18 protein-coding genes are annotated in these 17,677 nt (G+C 41.7%); 4 read left to right on the forward strand and 14 right to left on the reverse strand.

Annotated elements, in window-relative coordinates; translation table 11 throughout:
- Positions 1–290: 290 nt before the first annotated feature.
- Entirely contained in the window at positions 291–1,388 is a 1,098-nt protein-coding gene (locus ACTFWY_RS04520; RefSeq protein ID WP_311811061.1) for a DUF871 domain-containing protein, read from the reverse strand.
- A gap of 176 nt (positions 1,389–1,564) precedes the next feature.
- Between ACTFWY_RS04520 and ACTFWY_RS04525 the strand changes: the two genes are divergently transcribed.
- Entirely contained in the window at positions 1,565–2,305 is a 741-nt protein-coding gene (locus ACTFWY_RS04525) for a peptidylprolyl isomerase (protein ID WP_311811060.1), read from the forward strand.
- 53 nt (positions 2,306–2,358) lie between these two features.
- Here ACTFWY_RS04525 and fabZ read toward each other — a convergent pair whose 3' ends face one another.
- Positions 2,359–2,799: a 3-hydroxyacyl-ACP dehydratase FabZ gene (gene fabZ / locus ACTFWY_RS04530; RefSeq protein WP_003126667.1), complete on the reverse strand. Its 441-nt coding sequence runs from the start codon at positions 2,797–2,799 to the stop codon at positions 2,359–2,361.
- A 203-nt stretch (positions 2,800–3,002) separates the two neighbouring features.
- Between fabZ and fabI the strand changes: the two genes are divergently transcribed.
- Positions 3,003–3,758, forward strand: coding sequence for an enoyl-ACP reductase FabI (fabI, locus tag ACTFWY_RS04535; RefSeq protein WP_003126668.1), 756 nt, complete (start codon positions 3,003–3,005; stop codon positions 3,756–3,758).
- 188 nt (positions 3,759–3,946) lie between these two features.
- A complete protein-coding gene (locus ACTFWY_RS04540; protein ID WP_003126669.1) occupies positions 3,947–4,864 on the forward strand; it encodes a mechanosensitive ion channel family protein in 918 nt (305 codons plus the stop codon).
- 57 nt (positions 4,865–4,921) lie between these two features.
- Here the strand turns inward: ACTFWY_RS04540 and cbpB are convergent, their stop codons facing one another.
- From cbpB to ACTFWY_RS04580, 8 genes are all read right to left on the reverse strand, one after another.
- Positions 4,922–5,419 carry a cyclic-di-AMP-binding protein CbpB gene (gene cbpB / locus ACTFWY_RS04545; protein WP_005473224.1) on the reverse strand — a complete coding sequence of 166 codons (498 nt, stop codon included), beginning with the start codon at positions 5,417–5,419 and terminating at the stop codon, positions 4,922–4,924.
- Positions 5,420–5,527: 108 nt separating this feature from the next.
- The gene (locus ACTFWY_RS04550; RefSeq protein ID WP_060814328.1) at positions 5,528–6,040 is read right to left on the reverse strand and encodes a metallophosphoesterase; all 513 of its coding nucleotides are present in this window, start codon (positions 6,038–6,040) and stop codon (positions 5,528–5,530) included.
- The gene (gene rph, locus ACTFWY_RS04555) at positions 6,037–7,389 is read right to left on the reverse strand and encodes a ribonuclease PH (RefSeq protein WP_003126673.1); all 1,353 of its coding nucleotides are present in this window, start codon (positions 7,387–7,389) and stop codon (positions 6,037–6,039) included. Before rph ends, ACTFWY_RS04550 begins: the two co-directional genes overlap by 4 nt.
- Positions 7,390–8,202: a glutamate racemase gene (gene racE, locus ACTFWY_RS04560; protein ID WP_003126674.1), complete on the reverse strand. Its 813-nt coding sequence runs from the start codon at positions 8,200–8,202 to the stop codon at positions 7,390–7,392.
- Positions 8,203–8,433: 231 nt separating this feature from the next.
- On the reverse strand, positions 8,434–9,090 hold the full coding sequence (locus ACTFWY_RS04565; RefSeq protein ID WP_003126675.1) for an amino acid ABC transporter permease: 657 nt from the start codon (positions 9,088–9,090) through the stop codon (positions 8,434–8,436).
- A gap of 14 nt (positions 9,091–9,104) precedes the next feature.
- Positions 9,105–9,752 carry an amino acid ABC transporter permease gene (locus tag ACTFWY_RS04570; RefSeq protein WP_003126676.1) on the reverse strand — a complete coding sequence of 216 codons (648 nt, stop codon included), beginning with the start codon at positions 9,750–9,752 and terminating at the stop codon, positions 9,105–9,107.
- A gap of 14 nt (positions 9,753–9,766) precedes the next feature.
- Positions 9,767–10,576 carry a transporter substrate-binding domain-containing protein gene (locus tag ACTFWY_RS04575; RefSeq protein WP_003126678.1) on the reverse strand — a complete coding sequence of 270 codons (810 nt, stop codon included), beginning with the start codon at positions 10,574–10,576 and terminating at the stop codon, positions 9,767–9,769.
- 13 nt (positions 10,577–10,589) lie between these two features.
- Complete coding sequence (locus ACTFWY_RS04580; protein WP_003126679.1) at positions 10,590–11,327, reverse strand: amino acid ABC transporter ATP-binding protein; 738 nt, start codon at positions 11,325–11,327, stop codon at positions 10,590–10,592.
- Positions 11,328–11,583: 256 nt separating this feature from the next.
- Here ACTFWY_RS04580 and trpS point away from each other — a divergent pair, with 256 nt between their 5' ends.
- The gene (gene trpS, locus ACTFWY_RS04585) at positions 11,584–12,591 is read left to right on the forward strand and encodes a tryptophan--tRNA ligase (RefSeq protein ID WP_252712010.1); all 1,008 of its coding nucleotides are present in this window, start codon (positions 11,584–11,586) and stop codon (positions 12,589–12,591) included.
- Between the two features lie 336 nt (positions 12,592–12,927).
- Here the strand turns inward: trpS and ACTFWY_RS04590 are convergent, their stop codons facing one another.
- From ACTFWY_RS04590 to ACTFWY_RS04605, 4 genes are all read right to left on the reverse strand, one after another.
- The gene (locus ACTFWY_RS04590; protein ID WP_060814331.1) at positions 12,928–13,305 is read right to left on the reverse strand and encodes an NUDIX domain-containing protein; all 378 of its coding nucleotides are present in this window, start codon (positions 13,303–13,305) and stop codon (positions 12,928–12,930) included.
- A gap of 204 nt (positions 13,306–13,509) precedes the next feature.
- Positions 13,510–15,930: a phenylalanine--tRNA ligase subunit beta gene (pheT, locus tag ACTFWY_RS04595; RefSeq protein ID WP_311811106.1), complete on the reverse strand. Its 2,421-nt coding sequence runs from the start codon at positions 15,928–15,930 to the stop codon at positions 13,510–13,512.
- Between the two features lie 2 nt (positions 15,931–15,932).
- On the reverse strand, positions 15,933–16,976 hold the full coding sequence (gene pheS, locus ACTFWY_RS04600) for a phenylalanine--tRNA ligase subunit alpha (RefSeq protein ID WP_005473233.1): 1,044 nt from the start codon (positions 16,974–16,976) through the stop codon (positions 15,933–15,935).
- 317 nt (positions 16,977–17,293) lie between these two features.
- A complete protein-coding gene (locus tag ACTFWY_RS04605; protein WP_003126685.1) occupies positions 17,294–17,614 on the reverse strand; it encodes a winged helix-turn-helix transcriptional regulator in 321 nt (106 codons plus the stop codon).
- Positions 17,615–17,677: the final 63 nt, after the last annotated feature.

A 17,677-nucleotide genomic window follows, 5' to 3' on the forward strand; every position in this document is an offset into this window, starting at 1 on the left:
TCTAGTACAAAATACCCCTTTTACTTTTGATTTGTCAATAGGACCAAAACGAAAAACAGTCAAACTAACACTTCAACAAGCGCTACCAAGTGCTGCTATGTAAAGAGCAGAGAAGTAAAGAGTAAAGAAATTTTTGCTAGCAGGCGGCTCCTTTCAACAGTCCTCACCTTCTTACCATTAATCTCATCCACATGTAGAAACGTGCCTTTTTTCCCAACACTGCACGGACGAAAGCCATTAAACAAAAAGAACCGCTCAAAAAGAGCAGTTCTTTGGAAAAACAAAGCGTCTTATTCGTCTTTGTTGTCTTTTAGTTTAAAGCTTGACCATGGTTTCAAGAAATCCAGTAGAAACAGTTCATCTGCAGCAATTTTTCCTACGACATTGACACGGCCATCATTCTTCATTTCTTTCAATGCGATCTGAGTTTCACCTTTGTATTGCCCATAACCGACGTTATCGATCAAAATATCACCGCGAGTCATATCATGGGTATCATGTGCTGGGAATGGCTTATCTTTGTAGTAAATTCGAGTCATCGTCGACCGCAAAATATATTCTGAGCGATCCCCGCGATAACCATGAAGATTATCAAACAAACAGATGCGTTCATCTTCCGTGATTCCTTCAGCAACATCTACTTTTAAGGTAGGATAGTCCGCATTGAAGGCTTCTGCCATTGCAGCTAACTCTTTTTCTGATGCATAGGCATTTCCCACTGAAATATCATCGATTAATCCTGTCAAAACCAAATGTTTAACTTGAGTAGCGATTGGCAGATCACGATGATCTTCCAACGAACAAAGCCCATCTTGTGTTGGCCAAGGACCAAATGTTGCCTCGTGAGAATTCACAAAAGCCATTGTGTTCAAGTTGTAACGACGGAATTTTTCTGAGCAATACACAAAATGGTCATAACCCAAACCTGAATATCGATGAGGGTAAAAATTGTGAGAGCCTAATAAATTATTCGTATTTGGCGAATAACTCATGATATTGTCTACGTAGTTTGTCCCACTGCTCATATTGATCTCAATTTTGATGCCATAAGGATTACGCGTCATACGCGCTTCTTCGGCACCGGTAAAACCGATATCCAAACGGACACCATAAGCACCCATTTCATCAAAGAATGAAAGATCATCATACGAGATCTCTAATTGATCAAAGAGACCAGGATTGATGTCCACCATGACTTCCATTCCTAATTGATTGGCATAATCCACTACCTGCTTGAAATCTGCCAATACTTTTTCTTTATCATCTTCGATTTGCAGCAAACTTGTAAACACACGCTTAAAGCCGTATTTGTGTGCTAAATCAAGATAAGCCTTGTCTTTCTCAAACGTTGATCGTTCTGGATAAACTGAAATACCTAATTTTCCCATCCGTCAAACCTCCTAAAAATTCTATCCGTTTTTTGTTCATGAATCCTCTTTCATTATAGCAAACAACCGATAAGTGGTCTACACCTTTCCTATTGGTTTTAATAGATACCTGCTTTTCACTCCAGATAAATTTTGATATGATAAAGACAGTCTAGTAATGAAAGGATCTTACTCAAATGAAAAAAATGATACTAACGTTGGCGGCAGCAACTAGCCTCTTTCTATTAACTGCCTGCAATGATACAACAACTACTTCTAGTTCTTCGGATAAAACAACCACATCAGAATCTGTAGACTTAAATTCTCTGGAACTGCCGCAGTTGTCCAATGAAGTAAAAGAAAATGAAGATCTTGTTGCACTTGAGACCACAGAAGGCACGATCAAAATCAAATTATTCCCAGAAATTGCACCAAAAGCTGTCGAAAACTTTATGACTCATGCCAAAAATGGCTACTACGATGGCTTGACTTTCCATCGAATCGTCGAAGATTTTATGATCCAAGGCGGCGACCCTAACGGTGACGGAACTGGTGGAGAAAGCATTTGGGGCAAAGGGTTTGGCGAGGAAATATCCAAACAGCTTTACCATATCCGCGGCGCGTTATCGATGGCAAAATCCAGCGCTCCCAACAGCCAAGGAAGTCAATTCTTTATTGTTCAAAACCATGATGATGTCTCTGATGGACGAGCAATCCAATTTTATCCTCAAAAAATCATTGACGCCTACAAAGATGGTGGTGCTCCGACACTAGATGGTAAGTACACAGTCTTTGGTCAGGTCATTGAAGGAATGGAGGTCGTAGACAAAATTGCCAAAGCCGAAACGACCGGTGAGGCGAATAGCAACGGAGAAGACTCTACGCCAAAAGATCCTGTCAAAATCAAATCCATCAAGATTTTACAAGAAGCTAAGTAAGCAAAAAAGACCAATGCCTTTGAAAATTTCCCTTAAAGGCACTGGTCTTTATTTTATTTTTGTTCTCCAACAATAAAGGTAAATTCACACTCCGCTGCTTTTTTTCCTTCCACAGTTGCCACAGCATTGGCTGTCCCTACAGAACCTTTGATTTTTGTAATCTCAAAAACAAGTTTCAAGGTATCGCCGGGAACAACTTTTTGACGGAATTTTGCTTTGTTGATCCCGCCAATATAAGCAGTTCTTCCCTGAAATTCATCCGATTTCAAAATCAAGATCGAACCTGCTTGTGCCAATGTTTCTAAAATCAACGCTCCTGGCATCACTGGATTTCCTGGAAAATGTCCTTGGAAAAAATCTTCATTGATCGTCACATTTTTCGTGGCAATGATCTTCTTCCCTGACTCAATCTCATCAACGTAATCGATATAAATGATCGGATAGCGATTTGGAATCAAGTCCATGACTTCTGTTTCTGTCAATAGTTTTTTCATGGGGTTCCCTTCCTTGCTTAAAAAAATATTATAGTTTGATTATCAAAGTATCATAGTTCTGATTTTTTCGCAACTAAATATTTATTAAGAAAAAAATAGTTTGACAATCAAACAATTATGAATAATAATTAGAAATCATGATAGTGGGACCCACTATCGATCGTCATTATTGATTATTATGCAAACTATTAAGGAGTGGAATTATGAGTTTCTTAACTGGAAAAAAAGTTGTCGTGATGGGCGTAGCCAACAAACGCAGTATCGCTTGGGGCTGTGCGCAAGCGCTAAAAGAACAAGGCGCTGAAGTCATCTATACGTATCAAAACGAACGCATGAAAAAACCTCTTGAACGGCTACTAGAGGAAAATGAGTATACGGTTGAATGTGATGTTGCAAATGATGAGAGTATCGCGAAAGCTTTTGAAACCATCAAAGACTATGCAGGCGAAATCCATGGCGTCGTCCATGCTGTCGCTTACGCCAACAAAGATGATCTTTCAGGTGATATTTTAAATATATCAAGAGATGGCTATGCACTAGCACAAGATATCAGCAGCTATTCATTGATCGCTGTTACTAAATATGCCAAACCCCTCTTGGCAGAAAATGCCGGAATCGTTACCTTGACCTATTTAGGTTCAGAACGTGCTGTACCCAACTATAACATGATGGGGATTGCTAAGGCTGCTCTCGAATCAAGCGTTCGCTATTTAGCTGCAGAATTATCCCCGCAAAAAATCCGGGTCAACGCCATCTCTGCAGGAGCAATCAAAACACTGGCTGTGACAGGTGTAAAAGATTATCAAAAGCTGATCCAATTATCTGAAGATCGCACTCCTGATCATGTTGGTGTGACCATCGAAGAAGTCGGCAACACATGTGCCTTTCTGATTAGTCCATTGTCTAGCGGTATCATCGGAGAAGTGATTTTTGTCGATAAAGGTGTTCACTTATCGTAATTCTATGATCACATGTACTCGTGCTCGTCTCTTGACTGGTCTATGCCAAGAGACGAGTTTTTGCTGTTTCTTTGCTAACTAATGATATCCCCTTATTTGTTCATCTTTTTACAAAAATTTAACAAGTGAATTTTGCATTTCTGTTTCTTCTCCTATAAAATAGACCTATTGATAGATGGAGGGATTTTATGTTACGACTTTTGACAGATGCTACAACGGATTCGACAGGATCCAGCTTGACGGAGCCTGCCGCAAAACAATTGAATGCCTTGCAGAAATGGTGGCAAAACATTGATTGGGAGGCTATTGTTGGTATCTTGATCCAAAAAGTTCTGATGCTGCTTTTTTTGATTATTTTATTTGGTATTTTGCTGAAAATCAGCAATTATGTCATCGAACGAATTTATCGTTCCTACGAGAAAAAAGGAACCTATAATGCCAGTCGAATCAACACGATCCATGCGCTGATCCGCAATATCGTCCACTATACATTAGGTTTCTTCTTTGTATATGCGTTATTGTCAACGATTGGCGTGCCTGTTGGTTCACTCTTAGCGGGGGCTGGGATTGCTGGGGTGGCACTGGGACTAGGTGCTCAAGGCTTTATGAATGATCTGATCACTGGTTTTTTTATCATTACTGAGCAACAAATCAATGTCGGCGATTATATCCGTTTGACGAATTTGTCATTAGAAGGAACAGTTACAGCTGTCGGTATTCGAACGGTTCAGTTAAAATCCGTGGATGGGACTGTCCATTATATCCCGAATCGGAATATCACTACGATCAGCAACACTTCACGAGCCAATATGCAAGTCGTTGTAGATGTGCGTATCTTGCCATCAGAGGGCTTAGATGATATCCGGTCGATCATTGACGAAGTCAATCAAACAGTGGCTGCTGCTCACGAGGAAGAGATCCAAACGAAACCAGCAATTTTTGGTGTTGTCGACCTTGGCAACAATAATTTTGCGATCCGGACAACGATGTATGTTACCAACGGAACTCAGTGGAAACTAAAAGAAGAGTTTTTAGCGGCTTCAATCGATGCACTGACTGCTAAAGGCTACACCATTCCTAGTGCACCAATCATTGGCGTCAATTGACCGCTTAAACGTTAAAAGCACCCCGATGATTTTTTCGGGGTGCTTTTTTATCCATTATTAGATGACTTGTAATTCGTCTGTAGGACTGGCCTCTTTTGAGATCAGCATATACCGTTTCTCTAATTCATGTGCTAGGTGATTGACAGATTTTAAGATTTCTTTTCGGGTAATGATTCCTACAAAGACATTTTCCTCATTGACGATGGGCAAAAATGCCTGATCCACTAAAAGATGAAGCATGTCTTCTAATTCGCCATCTTCTTTGATACAAGCCACATTGACTTCCATCACGTCTGCGGCCGTCAAGCCTTCTAAGTTGTCCATACTAAACCCAGTCAGGTCCATCATTCTTTCGACCACGTTCGATAAACTGATCAATCCAACAAGATGATCCTCACTATCTAGGACTGGAATCTTGGAATAGCCGACTTTCGATAAAACGAGTAACGCATGGTTTAATGGATGATTGTAAAGAACCGTTGCAACGTTTTCTGCAGGTACTAAAAAACTTTCTTGATTTTCTAATAATATTTTTTCTACTGTTTGACCAATCAATCTGAATGCCTCCATTTCACAGCTACTTTTCTATTTTACTAGAAAAATCAAAAAGATATCGTAAAACTGCTTATTTATAATGAATTTTTTACTTTTGATTTCGCTTTCTTAGCGCTCAAAAATAAAATGCAAATCAGCGATTTCATTAAACGTACGATCATAATATTGAACGATCCACTGCTTTTCAGTACTTTCTATGATGGCAAAACTTTTGATTTGAATAGGTCCCCGCGGTTGAGAAATACTGCCCGGATTCAAGAATAGGCGATGCCCCACCTTCTCACAAGCAATCTGGTGAGTGTGACCAAATACAGCAATTGATGCATCAGCTTGTTGTGCTTGAAGTCCGAGTGTTGTCACGCCAAAACGAACATCTGCCAAATGACCATGGGTCACATAAATCGTGTCGAGAGGCGTTTTGATAATCTTTGCATCCTCGTATTCCGGACTGTAATCACAATTTCCGCCAACCACTTGATAGGTTTGCCAAAGGGGATCGCTTGGTTGCAGTTCCGAATCTCCACAATGGATAAAGGTATCCACTTTCCCAGAAAATTCTGCTAGCAAATCAACGAGAATTTGACGATCGCCATGGTTATCGCTAACGATTAAATATTTCATGCTTGTTCTCCTTCCAACCACTCTTGCCATACATTGCGTAGTTTCGCGATGGCTTGACCACGATGACTCACTTGATTCTTTTCTTCTCCACTCATTTCAGCAGCCGTTTTATCTGAACCAACAGGGATAAACAATGGATCGTAGCCAAAACCGTTCTCTCCCCGAGGAATGCGGCCAATTCTGCCTGGCCAATCGGCAGCGACTACGAGACTTTCTTTGTCAGGAGCTGCAAAGACCAATGTACAATGGAATTGTGCTGTTCGTTGTTCATCTGGGATATCAGTTAATTCGTACAACAATTTAGCATTATTTGCAGCATCGCTTTTTTGTTCACCCGCAAAACGTGCCGAGTAAACACCGGGTCTACCACCTAATGCATCCACTTTTAAGCCCGAATCGTCCGCTAGAACAGGTCGCCCAAGAATTTTTGCAATCGTTTCTGCCTTCAGCCGAGCATTTTCTTCGAAAGTCGTTCCTGTTTCCTCAACATCAGGTAATGCGGGATAATCTTTCAATGTCCGAACGTCATAGCCAGCAGCACCAAAAACTGCGGTGAATTCTCGTGCTTTGCCAGGATTACCAGTGGCAATCACGATCGTCTTCTCAGGAATAACGTATTGGGGCTGTTCTTGGATCAGCAATGCTTCTTTTTGATAGGCAATCAGCTCTTCAATGGCTGTCTTGCCATAAATCAGCATTTCGTTCAATTGCTGACCATCAAATGTCGCTTCTTCCCCAGTTCCTTGAATCTCAATGAAACGGCCTGACTCTGTCATTACGAGATTCATATCTACAGCAGCCGCAGAATCTTCTTCGTAGTCTAAATCAGTGACACAAGTGTTATCAGGTAAAATTCCTACGCTGATGGCAGCAAGATGTTCTTTAATAGGATCTTCCGTTAGCTCATGGTTGGTCAATAATTGATCGATCGCCAATCGCAAAGCCACAAAAGCACCGGTGATACTAGCTGTTCGAGTGCCCCCATCCGCTTGGATGACATCACAATCGACTACAATGCTACGTTCACCTAACTTTTCCAAGTCTACCACTGCCCGTAACGAACGGGCGATCAGTCGCTGGATCTCCATTGTCCGACCAGACAGCTTTCCTTTTGCACTTTCTCGACGATTACGGGTATTCGTTGCTCGCGGCAGCATGCTGTATTCTGCCGTCACCCAGCCTTTCCCTGAGTCCCGTAAAAAAGGCGGCACTCGGTCTTCGATCGTTGCGGAACAAATAACTGTGGTATCACCAAATGAGATCACGACGGATCCTTCTGGATGTTTGAATACATTTGTTTTGATTTCTACTGGACGGATACTTCCCGCTTTTCTGCCATCATGGCGCATTTAATTTCCTCCTAATGTGATATGTTGCGAATGGACCGGTACATTCAACCATTCGTTCGCAATTTCATCAAATAATTTTGTTGAACCTGTCGTATAAAAAAAATATTCCGGTTCTTGGGTCATTTGGCTTGTATTGGCAATAGCAAAGTAGTCCAACAGCATGCTGACTTCACCCACTGTTTCTGCACCGGAATCAATCAGCTGGATCTGGCTCCCCATCTCGTTCTGGATCAAAGACCGCAACAAAGGATAATGAGTACAACCCAAAATCAACGTATCTAATTTCTTATTTTTGAGGGGGCGCAGTGTTTCGGCAACGATTTTTTTGGCAACCGATGATTGTGCTTGATTGCTTTCAACGATAGGCGCGAATTTGGGACAAGCCAAGCTAACTACCACAGAACGAGGTGATTTAAGCTTGATTGCTTCTTCATACGCATTGCTCTTAATAGTACCCGCAGTTCCAATGACACCGATCTGTTGGTTTTTTGTTGCTTTGACAGCAGCTCGAGAGCCAGGCAGTATGACTCCGATTACCGGAATCGATAATTTTTCTTTGATTTCTTCTAATGCGACAGCCGTAGCCGTATTACAAGCAATCACCAACATTTTGATGTTTTGCTGCAATAAAAATTCGGTCATCTGCCATGTATACTCGATGACTTGTTCTGCCGGACGCGGCCCATAGGGACAGCGTGCAGTATCACCAAGATAAATAATATGTTCATTGGGCAATTGCTTAATCGCTTCTTTAACAACGGTCAATCCGCCAACACCAGAATCGATAAAGCCAATGGGTTGTTTATTTGTCATAGTTGTCCATCCTTTTTAATGAAAGAAAGAAATTTGTCTAAGTTCCATTTTGGACTTTTTTTACTGATTTTTCAAGTATTGCTTTATCCAAGAAAGCAATGAACCTATTGCGGTCAAAAAAAGATCCGAAAACCTCCGATGCTCTGGCTACTCTCGTCCAAGGAAAGCAACTGCATGACATCAAAGGTCATTCGGATCTAGTAATCACTGTTTCTATGCAGCCTCAAGAAATCAGTAATTATACTGACGTGCTTCCAAGAAGCGAGAAAGCAGCGATAAGGCATAGCAGACGATGAAGTACAGCACAGTCATCGCAAGAAACATTGGCAATACATAATTGGTATTTTGTCCATAAATAATTCGAGCATGGTGAGTCAGTTCTGGAAGTGAAATAATCACTGCCAATGACGTATCTTTGATCAATGAGATCAATTGACTAACGATCGCAGGCAGCATGGCTTTAAAAGCTTGCGGCATCACAATGCTTCGCAACACTTGGACATAACTCAAACCGGTAGACAAACCAGCCTCCATTTGCCCTTTTGGCACGGCATTAAGCCCCGCTCGAAAAATCTCTGAGAGCATGGCAGATTCAAAAATCGTCAATGCCACAACTGCAGACCAGAAAATATTGAAACGAATACCGATCTGCGGCAATGCAAAGTACGTGAAGAAAATAATCAGCAGCAACGGCAGGTTTCGAATCACATCGATCACTACACCTAAAATCTTTGAAAAGAACGGAATGTTAGTGAAACGCAAGACTCCTGCAAGGCCGCCAATCAGAAAACTAAAGATGATCGATAAGACGGAGACTTCGATCGTTACTCGGAGACCGTCGATCAAAAACCGAAGATTGATGGCAGAAAAAGCTTCGAAAAATTCCATTTAGTGTCTCCTTTCTATGAGCGTACAGCCCAACGTCTTTCAAGATAAACCATTAAATAGGATAATGGTAATGTGATAATCAAATAAAAGATTCCGACAATAATATAGGTGTCGAAAGTATTAAAGGTTTCACTGGCAATCAAGTCACCTTGATACATAATGTCAAGACCAGCTACCATTGCTAAAATCGATGAATTTTTGACCAAGTTGATAAACTGATTTCCTAGTGGCGGAACAACGATTTTAAAAGCCTGCGGTAAAATAATGTAGCGCATGGCCTGGCTGTACGTGAATCCAGAGGACAAAGAAGCCTCCATCTGCCCTTTAGGAACTGTCTGGATTCCAGAACGAATCGTTTCTGCAATAAACGCAGACGTATAGATGGTCAAGCCGATCGTTCCCGCTTGAAATCCGTCAAAAGTCACCCAATACATCGGCACCACGACATAAAAGAACATCACGATGATCAACAAAGGAATATTTCGGAAAAACTCGACATACGCTTTAGCGATCCCTTTGACCCATCGATTGGTAGACAGCTGAAATATCGCCATCAATGTACCAATCACTAAACTAAAGAATAAAGCCAGTAAACTGGAGAAAATCGTATATTTGAAACCAGAAAAAAACTGGTCGCCGTAAGTTTGAAACAATTCAAGCATGCAAATTTCCTCCTTTAATCAACTTTCCCAGATGCATCATCAGGGAACCATTTCTGATAAATTTCATCATACGTACCGTCTTCATGCATTTCTTTCAATGCCTGGTTGACGGCTTTCAAGAAAGGCTCTTGTCCTTTATCGATAGCTATTCCGTAAGGTTCATTTGTAAATGTACCGCCAACTAAATGATAGTTGGGATTTTCACTGGCCATCCCCAATAAGATCGCATTATCTGTCGTCATCGCATCGCCTTGTCCTGACTGTAACGCAGTAAAGGCTTCGGCATAATTTTCTAACTCCAAGATTTTTGCTTCCGGCGCTGCCTTGCGGATATTGATCGCTGATGTCGATCCTTTGACGACTAAAACCGTCGTATTGGCATTTAAATCTTCGATTCCCTGAATCGGGCTATCTTTGGCTACTAATAAAGATTGTCCAGCATCGAAATAAACATCAGAAAAATCTACTTGTTTCTTCCGTTCATCCGTGATGGTCATCGTAGCGATGATTGCATCGATATTGCCATTTTTTAATAGCGGAATTCGAGTTTTTGATGTGACTTCGACAAAAATAGCACTTCCGTCACGTCCTAAAATATGCTCAGTGATTGCTTTAGCGATATCGATATCAAATCCGCGGACTTCAGCTGTCGCAATATCCATCAATCCAAATAATCGGGTATCATTCTTGACTCCCCAGATGATTTGGTTGCTTTCTTTGCTGCTCGCTAACACATCACGTTCTGCAGCACTTTGGCCTTTACAAGCAGAAAAGGTCATGAGCGCGAATACAAGGAGCAGCACTGTACTGATTTTTTTGCTCATAGCTACTTTCCTCCTAATGATTGGTTACCTTGCTTAAGAATTGTTTGGCCCGTTCGTCTCTTGGGTTTTCAAAGAAGCCATCGACGTCGCGACGATCTTCTAATACTTGGCCTTCTGCCATGAAAACGATCCGGTCGGCTACTTCACGGGCAAAACTCATCTCATGAGTCACCACGATCATGGACATGCCTTCACTGGCGATTTTTTTCATCACGTCTAAAACATCACCGATCATTTCTGGATCCAGTGCAGAAGTTGGCTCATCGAAAAGCAACATTTCTGGTGTCATGGCTAATCCTCGGGCAATAGCCACCCGCTGTTGTTGTCCGCCAGACAACATGGATGGATAAGAATCTTTTTTGTCCAGCATGCCTACACGGTTCAACAGTTTTTCGGCTAAGGCAATCGCTTCTTGTTCATTTTGTTTTAATACTTTAATGGGAGCCAAAGTGATGTTTTCTAACACGGTTTTATTGGGGTAAAGATTGAAATGCTGGAAGACCATTCCGATGTTTTTTCTAATCTCTGTCAATTTGACATCTTTACTGAAAAGATCTTTGCCATTGATCAGTAAGTGACCAGAAGAAATCGTTTCTAATCCATTGATTGTGCGAAGCATCGTGCTTTTTCCTGATCCTGAAGGACCAATCACAACAACGACTTCACCTTTTTCAAATTCAATATTTATGTTTTTTAATGCATGGAATTTGCCGTAGTACTTTTCCACGTCTTTAAATTCTATCATTGCCATTCATTCACACTCCAAGTCTATATTTAAAAATAAATGAGTAATTGAAAAGATTTGATTCATATTATAGCTCAAAATTTTTCTATTTGTAAAGGTAGTTTTAATTTCCACATCATCCCCAAAGAAAAACCTTCATTATTTTAACCTCATGTTAGGTTTTTGTCCATCGTTTTTTTTTCGACCCTTAGTAGAACAAGTTGTTTCTTTTGGAAAAACAAGGTAAGATGAACTATATATTGAATTTAGAGGTGGATGAAACGTGAACACAATATTAACCGGAGACCGGCCTACAGGGCAACTTCATTTAGGGCATTATGTCGGCTCATTAAAAAAACGAGTTGAGATGCAAGACGACCCTAACAATCAACTTTATATCATGATCGCTGATATGCAAGCATTGACAGACAATGCCAAAAATCCACAGAAAGTGTCAGAAAATATCTTGCAAGTGGCACTTGACTATTTAGCGATTGGTCTCGATCCGACCCGCTCGACTTTATTTATTCAATCACAAATCCCTCAGTTATCGGAACTAACCATGTTTTACTTGAATTTAGTCAGTGTGGCACGGGTTCGCCGCAATCCGACCGTCAAAGCCGAGATCGAACAAAAGAAATTTGGGGAAGGTGTCCCAACTGGATTCTTCATCTACCCTGTCTCACAAGCAGCAGATATCACTGCTTTCAAAGCCAACTTAGTTCCTGTCGGTGAAGATCAAAAACCAATGCTAGAACAAACACAAGAAATCGTTCATAGCTTTAATTCCATCTATAGTGACGTATTGGTGGAACCTAAAGCAGTTCTTCCGCCTAAAGGAATGGGACGTTTACCTGGTATCGATGGAAATGGTAAAATGAGCAAATCATTGAACAACGGAATCTATTTGGCAGACAATGCGGATATCGTTCAAAAGAAAGTCATGAGCATGTACACTGATCCAAATCATATCCATGTAGCAGATCCTGGCCAAGTCGAAGGCAATATGGTCTTTACTTATTTAGATGTCTTTGGCAAAGATTTAGAAAAAATTGCCTCATTGAAAGAGCACTATCGTCAAGGCGGTCTAGGCGATGTAAAAATCAAACGCTATCTGATCGATGTCTTAGAAGAAGAATTTGCTCCGATCCGTCAGCGACGAGAAGAATTTGCTAAGGACCCGGCTGAAGTCATGAACCTCTTAAAAAAAGGCAGCGAAAAAGCAGAACAAGTCGCAGCACAAACCTTGGCAGAAGTGAAAGAAGCAATGGGGATCAACTACTTTGCATAAATATGAACAACCAACAAACCCACCAGTATGCTTGGTGGGTTTGTTTTTAATTACTATCTTTTATTTAAAGATCCCTAAATAAAAAAGCGAACTGCTCAACTACCATTGACATGTGAGCAAACACCATTCGAGAACATTTTTCTCAATCACGACAGAATCGCTTTCTATCAAAAAGAAGCTACCATCACGAGTAAGAACTTAGACCGGAAAATATTCCCCAGGATGACTTTGAAGCGAGAAAACGATCGGTGCATATAAGTAAGGAATAAATTTATACCCATTGATCAATGCGCGATACTCTTTTTCATTGACCCACTTTGCTGCAGCAACTTCTTCTTACTGCAAACAAAGTTCAGGGTTAGCGCCGGTCCATTGAACAAAATAGAGTTCATTCCAGCCTTCTTCAAATTTCACTGTTAAACGACTAGGGATTTTCTCTGAAGAAAGTGTCATCCCTAACTCTTCTAATAGTTCCCTTTCTGCCGCTTGATAACAGCTTTCACCAGCTTTGACGGTCCCGCCAGCAGGATAATCCCAATAACTAGGCCAGCCTTTTTTTGTGGATTGTCGTTTTTGAATCAGTAATTCTCCGGCTTCATTAAACAATAAAACAGACACCACAACTCGGTAGCCGTCATTAGGGACTGGCGTATCCCGCAACATCGTCGCAGCTGTTGGCTGCTTTTGTGCATCGTAAACCGTCAGTTGTTCCATCAATCGATCCTTTCTTCCATAAAATAAAACTGGAAAAGCAACTCTTCGAGCTGTGGTTATCCATGAGAATATTTACTCTATCCATTATGAAAAAAAATTGTAGCATAGCAAGGGAGAACACCTTCCCCTGCAAATGCTACAATCTTGCTGATTCCTCAAGATCACTCTTTTTTTATGTCACTGTTTCCTATCACAGCAATGGGACTAACGAATTTCTACTTGTAGTGATTCTTCTAGCACACGTGTGATCTTCGACATTGCTTGATTGATTTCTTCATCTGTCAATGTCGCTTCAGGATTAGCAAAAGTCAATCGATAGGCCATTGATTTTTTATTGCTATCGATGTTCTTTCCTTGGTACACATCAAATAGATGAATGTCCGTCAAGAAACGGCCTGCTGCTTGTTCAATGGTTTGCAGGATTGTTTGGTTCGACGTCTTCTCATCCACCAACAGTGCAATATCCCGGTTAACTGATGGGAATTTCGAAACTGCTTGATAAATGAGCGCTGCATTTTCAGTTGCTAACAAACGATCCAAGTCCAATTCAGCAACATATGTCTCAGTCAGATCATAAGCTTTTGCTGTACTTGGATGGACTTGCCCTAGGTAACCGATCACTTCATCCTGTAAGAGGATAGCAGCGGCTCTGCCTGGATGAAGTTCTTTGATTGCTGTTGTCTTTTCATAAGTAATCTGATCCGTAAGAGAAAGACTTGCAAACAAGTTTTCCAAGATCCCTTTAATATGATAGAAATCGACTTTTTGTTCAGCTTCTTGCCAATCTTTTTCGGTGATGGCGCCAGTGATGGCTAGTCCTAGATGATTATTTTCTGTTGGTAGCTCCCGAGGGTCATCACTTGTTTTGTAAAAGACGCGCCCCACTTCGTACAACGCAACATTGGCATTTTTGCGGGCCAAGTTATAGGCAATGTCGTCCAGCAGTCCTGAAAGTAGATTCATTCTTAAGACACCACGCTCTTCTGTCATTGGCCAATCCAGACGGGTAACCTGACTCTCTAACCAACAAAATTGACGGGCTTTTTCTTCGGTTGTCAATGCATAGCTGATAGCTTCACTCACACCATTTCCTTCTAGGAGTGTTCGTACTTTGCGAGTCAAGCGTTGTTCTTTGGTTAAGCTCCCCGCAACTGTCTCACCACTTGGAAGTGTCGATGGCAGACGGTCATAGCCATAGATACGGGCGACTTCTTCAATGATGTCAGCTTCGATCTGAATATCCCAACGTCTAGGTGGGACCACAACTTGATAGGTACCTTCATTTTCTTGGTAGCCAAAACCTAAGGCGTCAAAAATCTCATTGGCTTCGCCAATCGTGATTTGTGTTCCTAAGTAGCGATTGATCCGATCTAATGTGATCGTGACTTGAACATCCTTAGGGGTCACTTCAGCGCCTTTGACAGCACCTTGTAGAACTGTACCGCCAGCTAGCTCCGCAATCATAGCAGCGGCTGCATCACAAGCCTCCGCGATCGCAGCCTGATTGATGCCTTTTTCGAAACGGGAAGATGACTCACTGCGCAAATTGAATTTTTTAGACGTCAAACGAATCGCTAGTGGGTCAAACAAGGCGGCTTCTAAAGCAACAGTTGTGGTATCTTGTGTGATTTCTGAATCTAACCCACCCATGACACCAGCTAAAGCGACTGGTTCTTTTCCATTAGTGATCACAATGTTCTTATCATCTAGCGTTCGTGTCTCTCCGTCCAAAGTGACCAACGTTTCTTGCGGTTTGCCACGGCGAACGACGATTTCTTGGCTGCCCAATTTTTGATAATCGAATGCATGAAGGGGTTGTCCAAACAGCAGCAAAATATAGTTGGTAATATCAACGACATTGTTGATTGGTCGAATGCCTTCATTCATCAAACGGTTTTGCAACCATTGCGGACTTGGTGCAATCGTTACGTTTTCAATGATCCGAATTTGATAGGCTGGCGCATCCTTTTGATTTTCTACGCTGACTTTGATCTTGTCTGCGGCTTTCACAGCACTTTCATTCAGTTGAATGGTCTCAAATTTTGGTGTTTGTCGATAAATAGCTCCTACCTCGTAAGCGACCCCCCGCATACTTAAGGCATCGGCCCGGTTTGGAGTGATCGACAACTCGATGATGGCATCATCCATATCGAGATAGAGAAAGACTTCCTTCCCCACTTCGGCATCGGTAGGCAAGTAATAAATACCCTCCGCATATTCTTTAGGGATCACACTATCAGAATAGCCTAATTCCTGCAGCGAACAGATCATCCCATTGGATTGTTGTCCGCGCATCTTGCCTTTCTTGATTTTGACATTGCCCGCGATCCGTGAACCTGGGAGTGCCACAATCACTTTGATGCCGCTTTTGATATTCGGCGCACCGCAAACGATTTGTGATAATTCAGATTCACCGATATCTACTTGGCAGATCGATAAGTGATCTGAATCTGGATGTGGCACACATTCTTTGACTTCCCCAACAACGATTTTCTTCAATCCCGCTGCTGGCACTTCGATTCCTTCGACTTCGATCCCTGTGACTGACATTTTATCTGCCAGCTCGTTTGGTGAGATCTCAGAAAGGTCAAGATAGTCATTTAACCATTTGTAAGATACTAACATATTTATTCCCCCTTGAACTGACTGATGAAACGTACATCATTTTGATAGAAATTCCGAATGTCGTTGACGCCATAGCGCAACATCGCAACCCGGTCAGGTCCTAAACCAAATGCAAAACCTGAGTATTCTTTGGGATCGATCCCGGACATTTCCAATACATTCGGATGTACCATTCCAGCGCCTAAAATCTCGATCCAACCGGTGTGTTTGCAGACATTACAGCCGGCTCCCCCACATTTGAAACAGCTGACATCTACTTCTACTGAAGGCTCTGTAAATGGGAAGTAGCTTGGACGCAAACGAATGCTGCGATCAGCCCCGAACATTTTTTGCATCATGACTTCTAGTGTCCCTTTAAGATCACCCATCGTCACATTCTTATCGATTACCAGTCCTTCGATCTGATGGAACTGGTGACTGTGAGTCGCGTCGTCGGTGTCTCTCCGGAATACTTTTCCTGGTGAAATCATTCGCAATGGCCCTTTGCTGAAATCATGTTTTTCCATGGTACGAGCTTGCACCGGTGAGGTGTGTGTCCGAATCAAGACTTCATCTGAAATATAAAAAGTATCTTGCATGTCTCTTGCTGGATGGTCTTTTGGCAAGTTCATTCGTTCAAAATTGTAGTGATCTTTTTCGACTTCGAATCCTTCAACCACTTGATAGCCCATCCCCACAAAAATATCTTCGATTTCTTCCATGATTTGCGTCAAGACATGACGGGTTCCTTGTGGCATCTGCTTGCCAGGCAACGTCACATCAATCGATTCTTCAGCCAATGCCTTTTCTAGTGCGGCTGCTTCTAATGAAGTTTTTGCTTCCTCAATCGCTTGTGTAATCGCATCCCGGATCTCATTGGCATAGCTGCCGACTTTTGGACGCTCTTCTGCTGACAACTCTTTCATTCCCCGCAAAACTTCCGTGATGGGTCCCTTTTTACCAAGGACATCCACACGAATTTGATTCAATTCATTGATTGAACGGCTTTCTTTGATCTTTGAAAGCGTTACTTCTTTCAATGACTCTAGTTTCTCTTGTAAAGACATGTTTTTCCTCCTTATTCTTTGTGAATAGCTGATAAGTCAAGACGAAAAAAAGACCCCGTTCCTAAAAAAGGAACGACGTCTCGTGTTACCATCCTCATTCGTGGACAAAGTCCACGCACTCACTTCTACTAACGACAGTAGGACTGCCGACTGATTCTTGTTCAGTAAGCTCCAGAAATGAAATTCATTTTTCGAATACAGAACTTGCTTTCAGTCTATGACAAGTCTCCCTTTCCTGTTTCAGCCAAACTACTAGTTTCCATCAACGCTTTTTAACTATTCGATTGACCTTAGTGTACCTAATTATTTGCCAGAAATCAACTGCATTCTTCTTCTCTGACCCAAGTTTCTGCCCAGCGCTTCACACTCATCATACTTTTTTCAAGTGCGACCCCTCTTGGTGTTAAACAGTAAAGATTGTCTTCTTTGCAGACGATTTCTTCACGTTCTAATTCTTTCAAGCGCTCCACCAATACCCGATCGCTCACTTGGGGGATTTTTTTGGCAAGATCCACAAACCGTTGTTTGCCATCTTCAAGAAGCACATCAATGATCAAGCCATTCCACTTTTTCCCTAGAATCGAAAAAGCTTTTTCAAATTTAGGACAAAGGGCGTAATCTGTTTCCACTTTTATCATTTTCTATCACCTCTTTGCATCATTATAGCACATCGCTTACGAATTGTAAGGAATCCCGTTCGA

Source organism: Enterococcus sp. 125944 (assembly GCF_051909435.1).
In the GTDB taxonomy this organism is placed as follows: domain Bacteria; phylum Bacillota; class Bacilli; order Lactobacillales; family Enterococcaceae; genus Enterococcus_D; species Enterococcus_D gallinarum.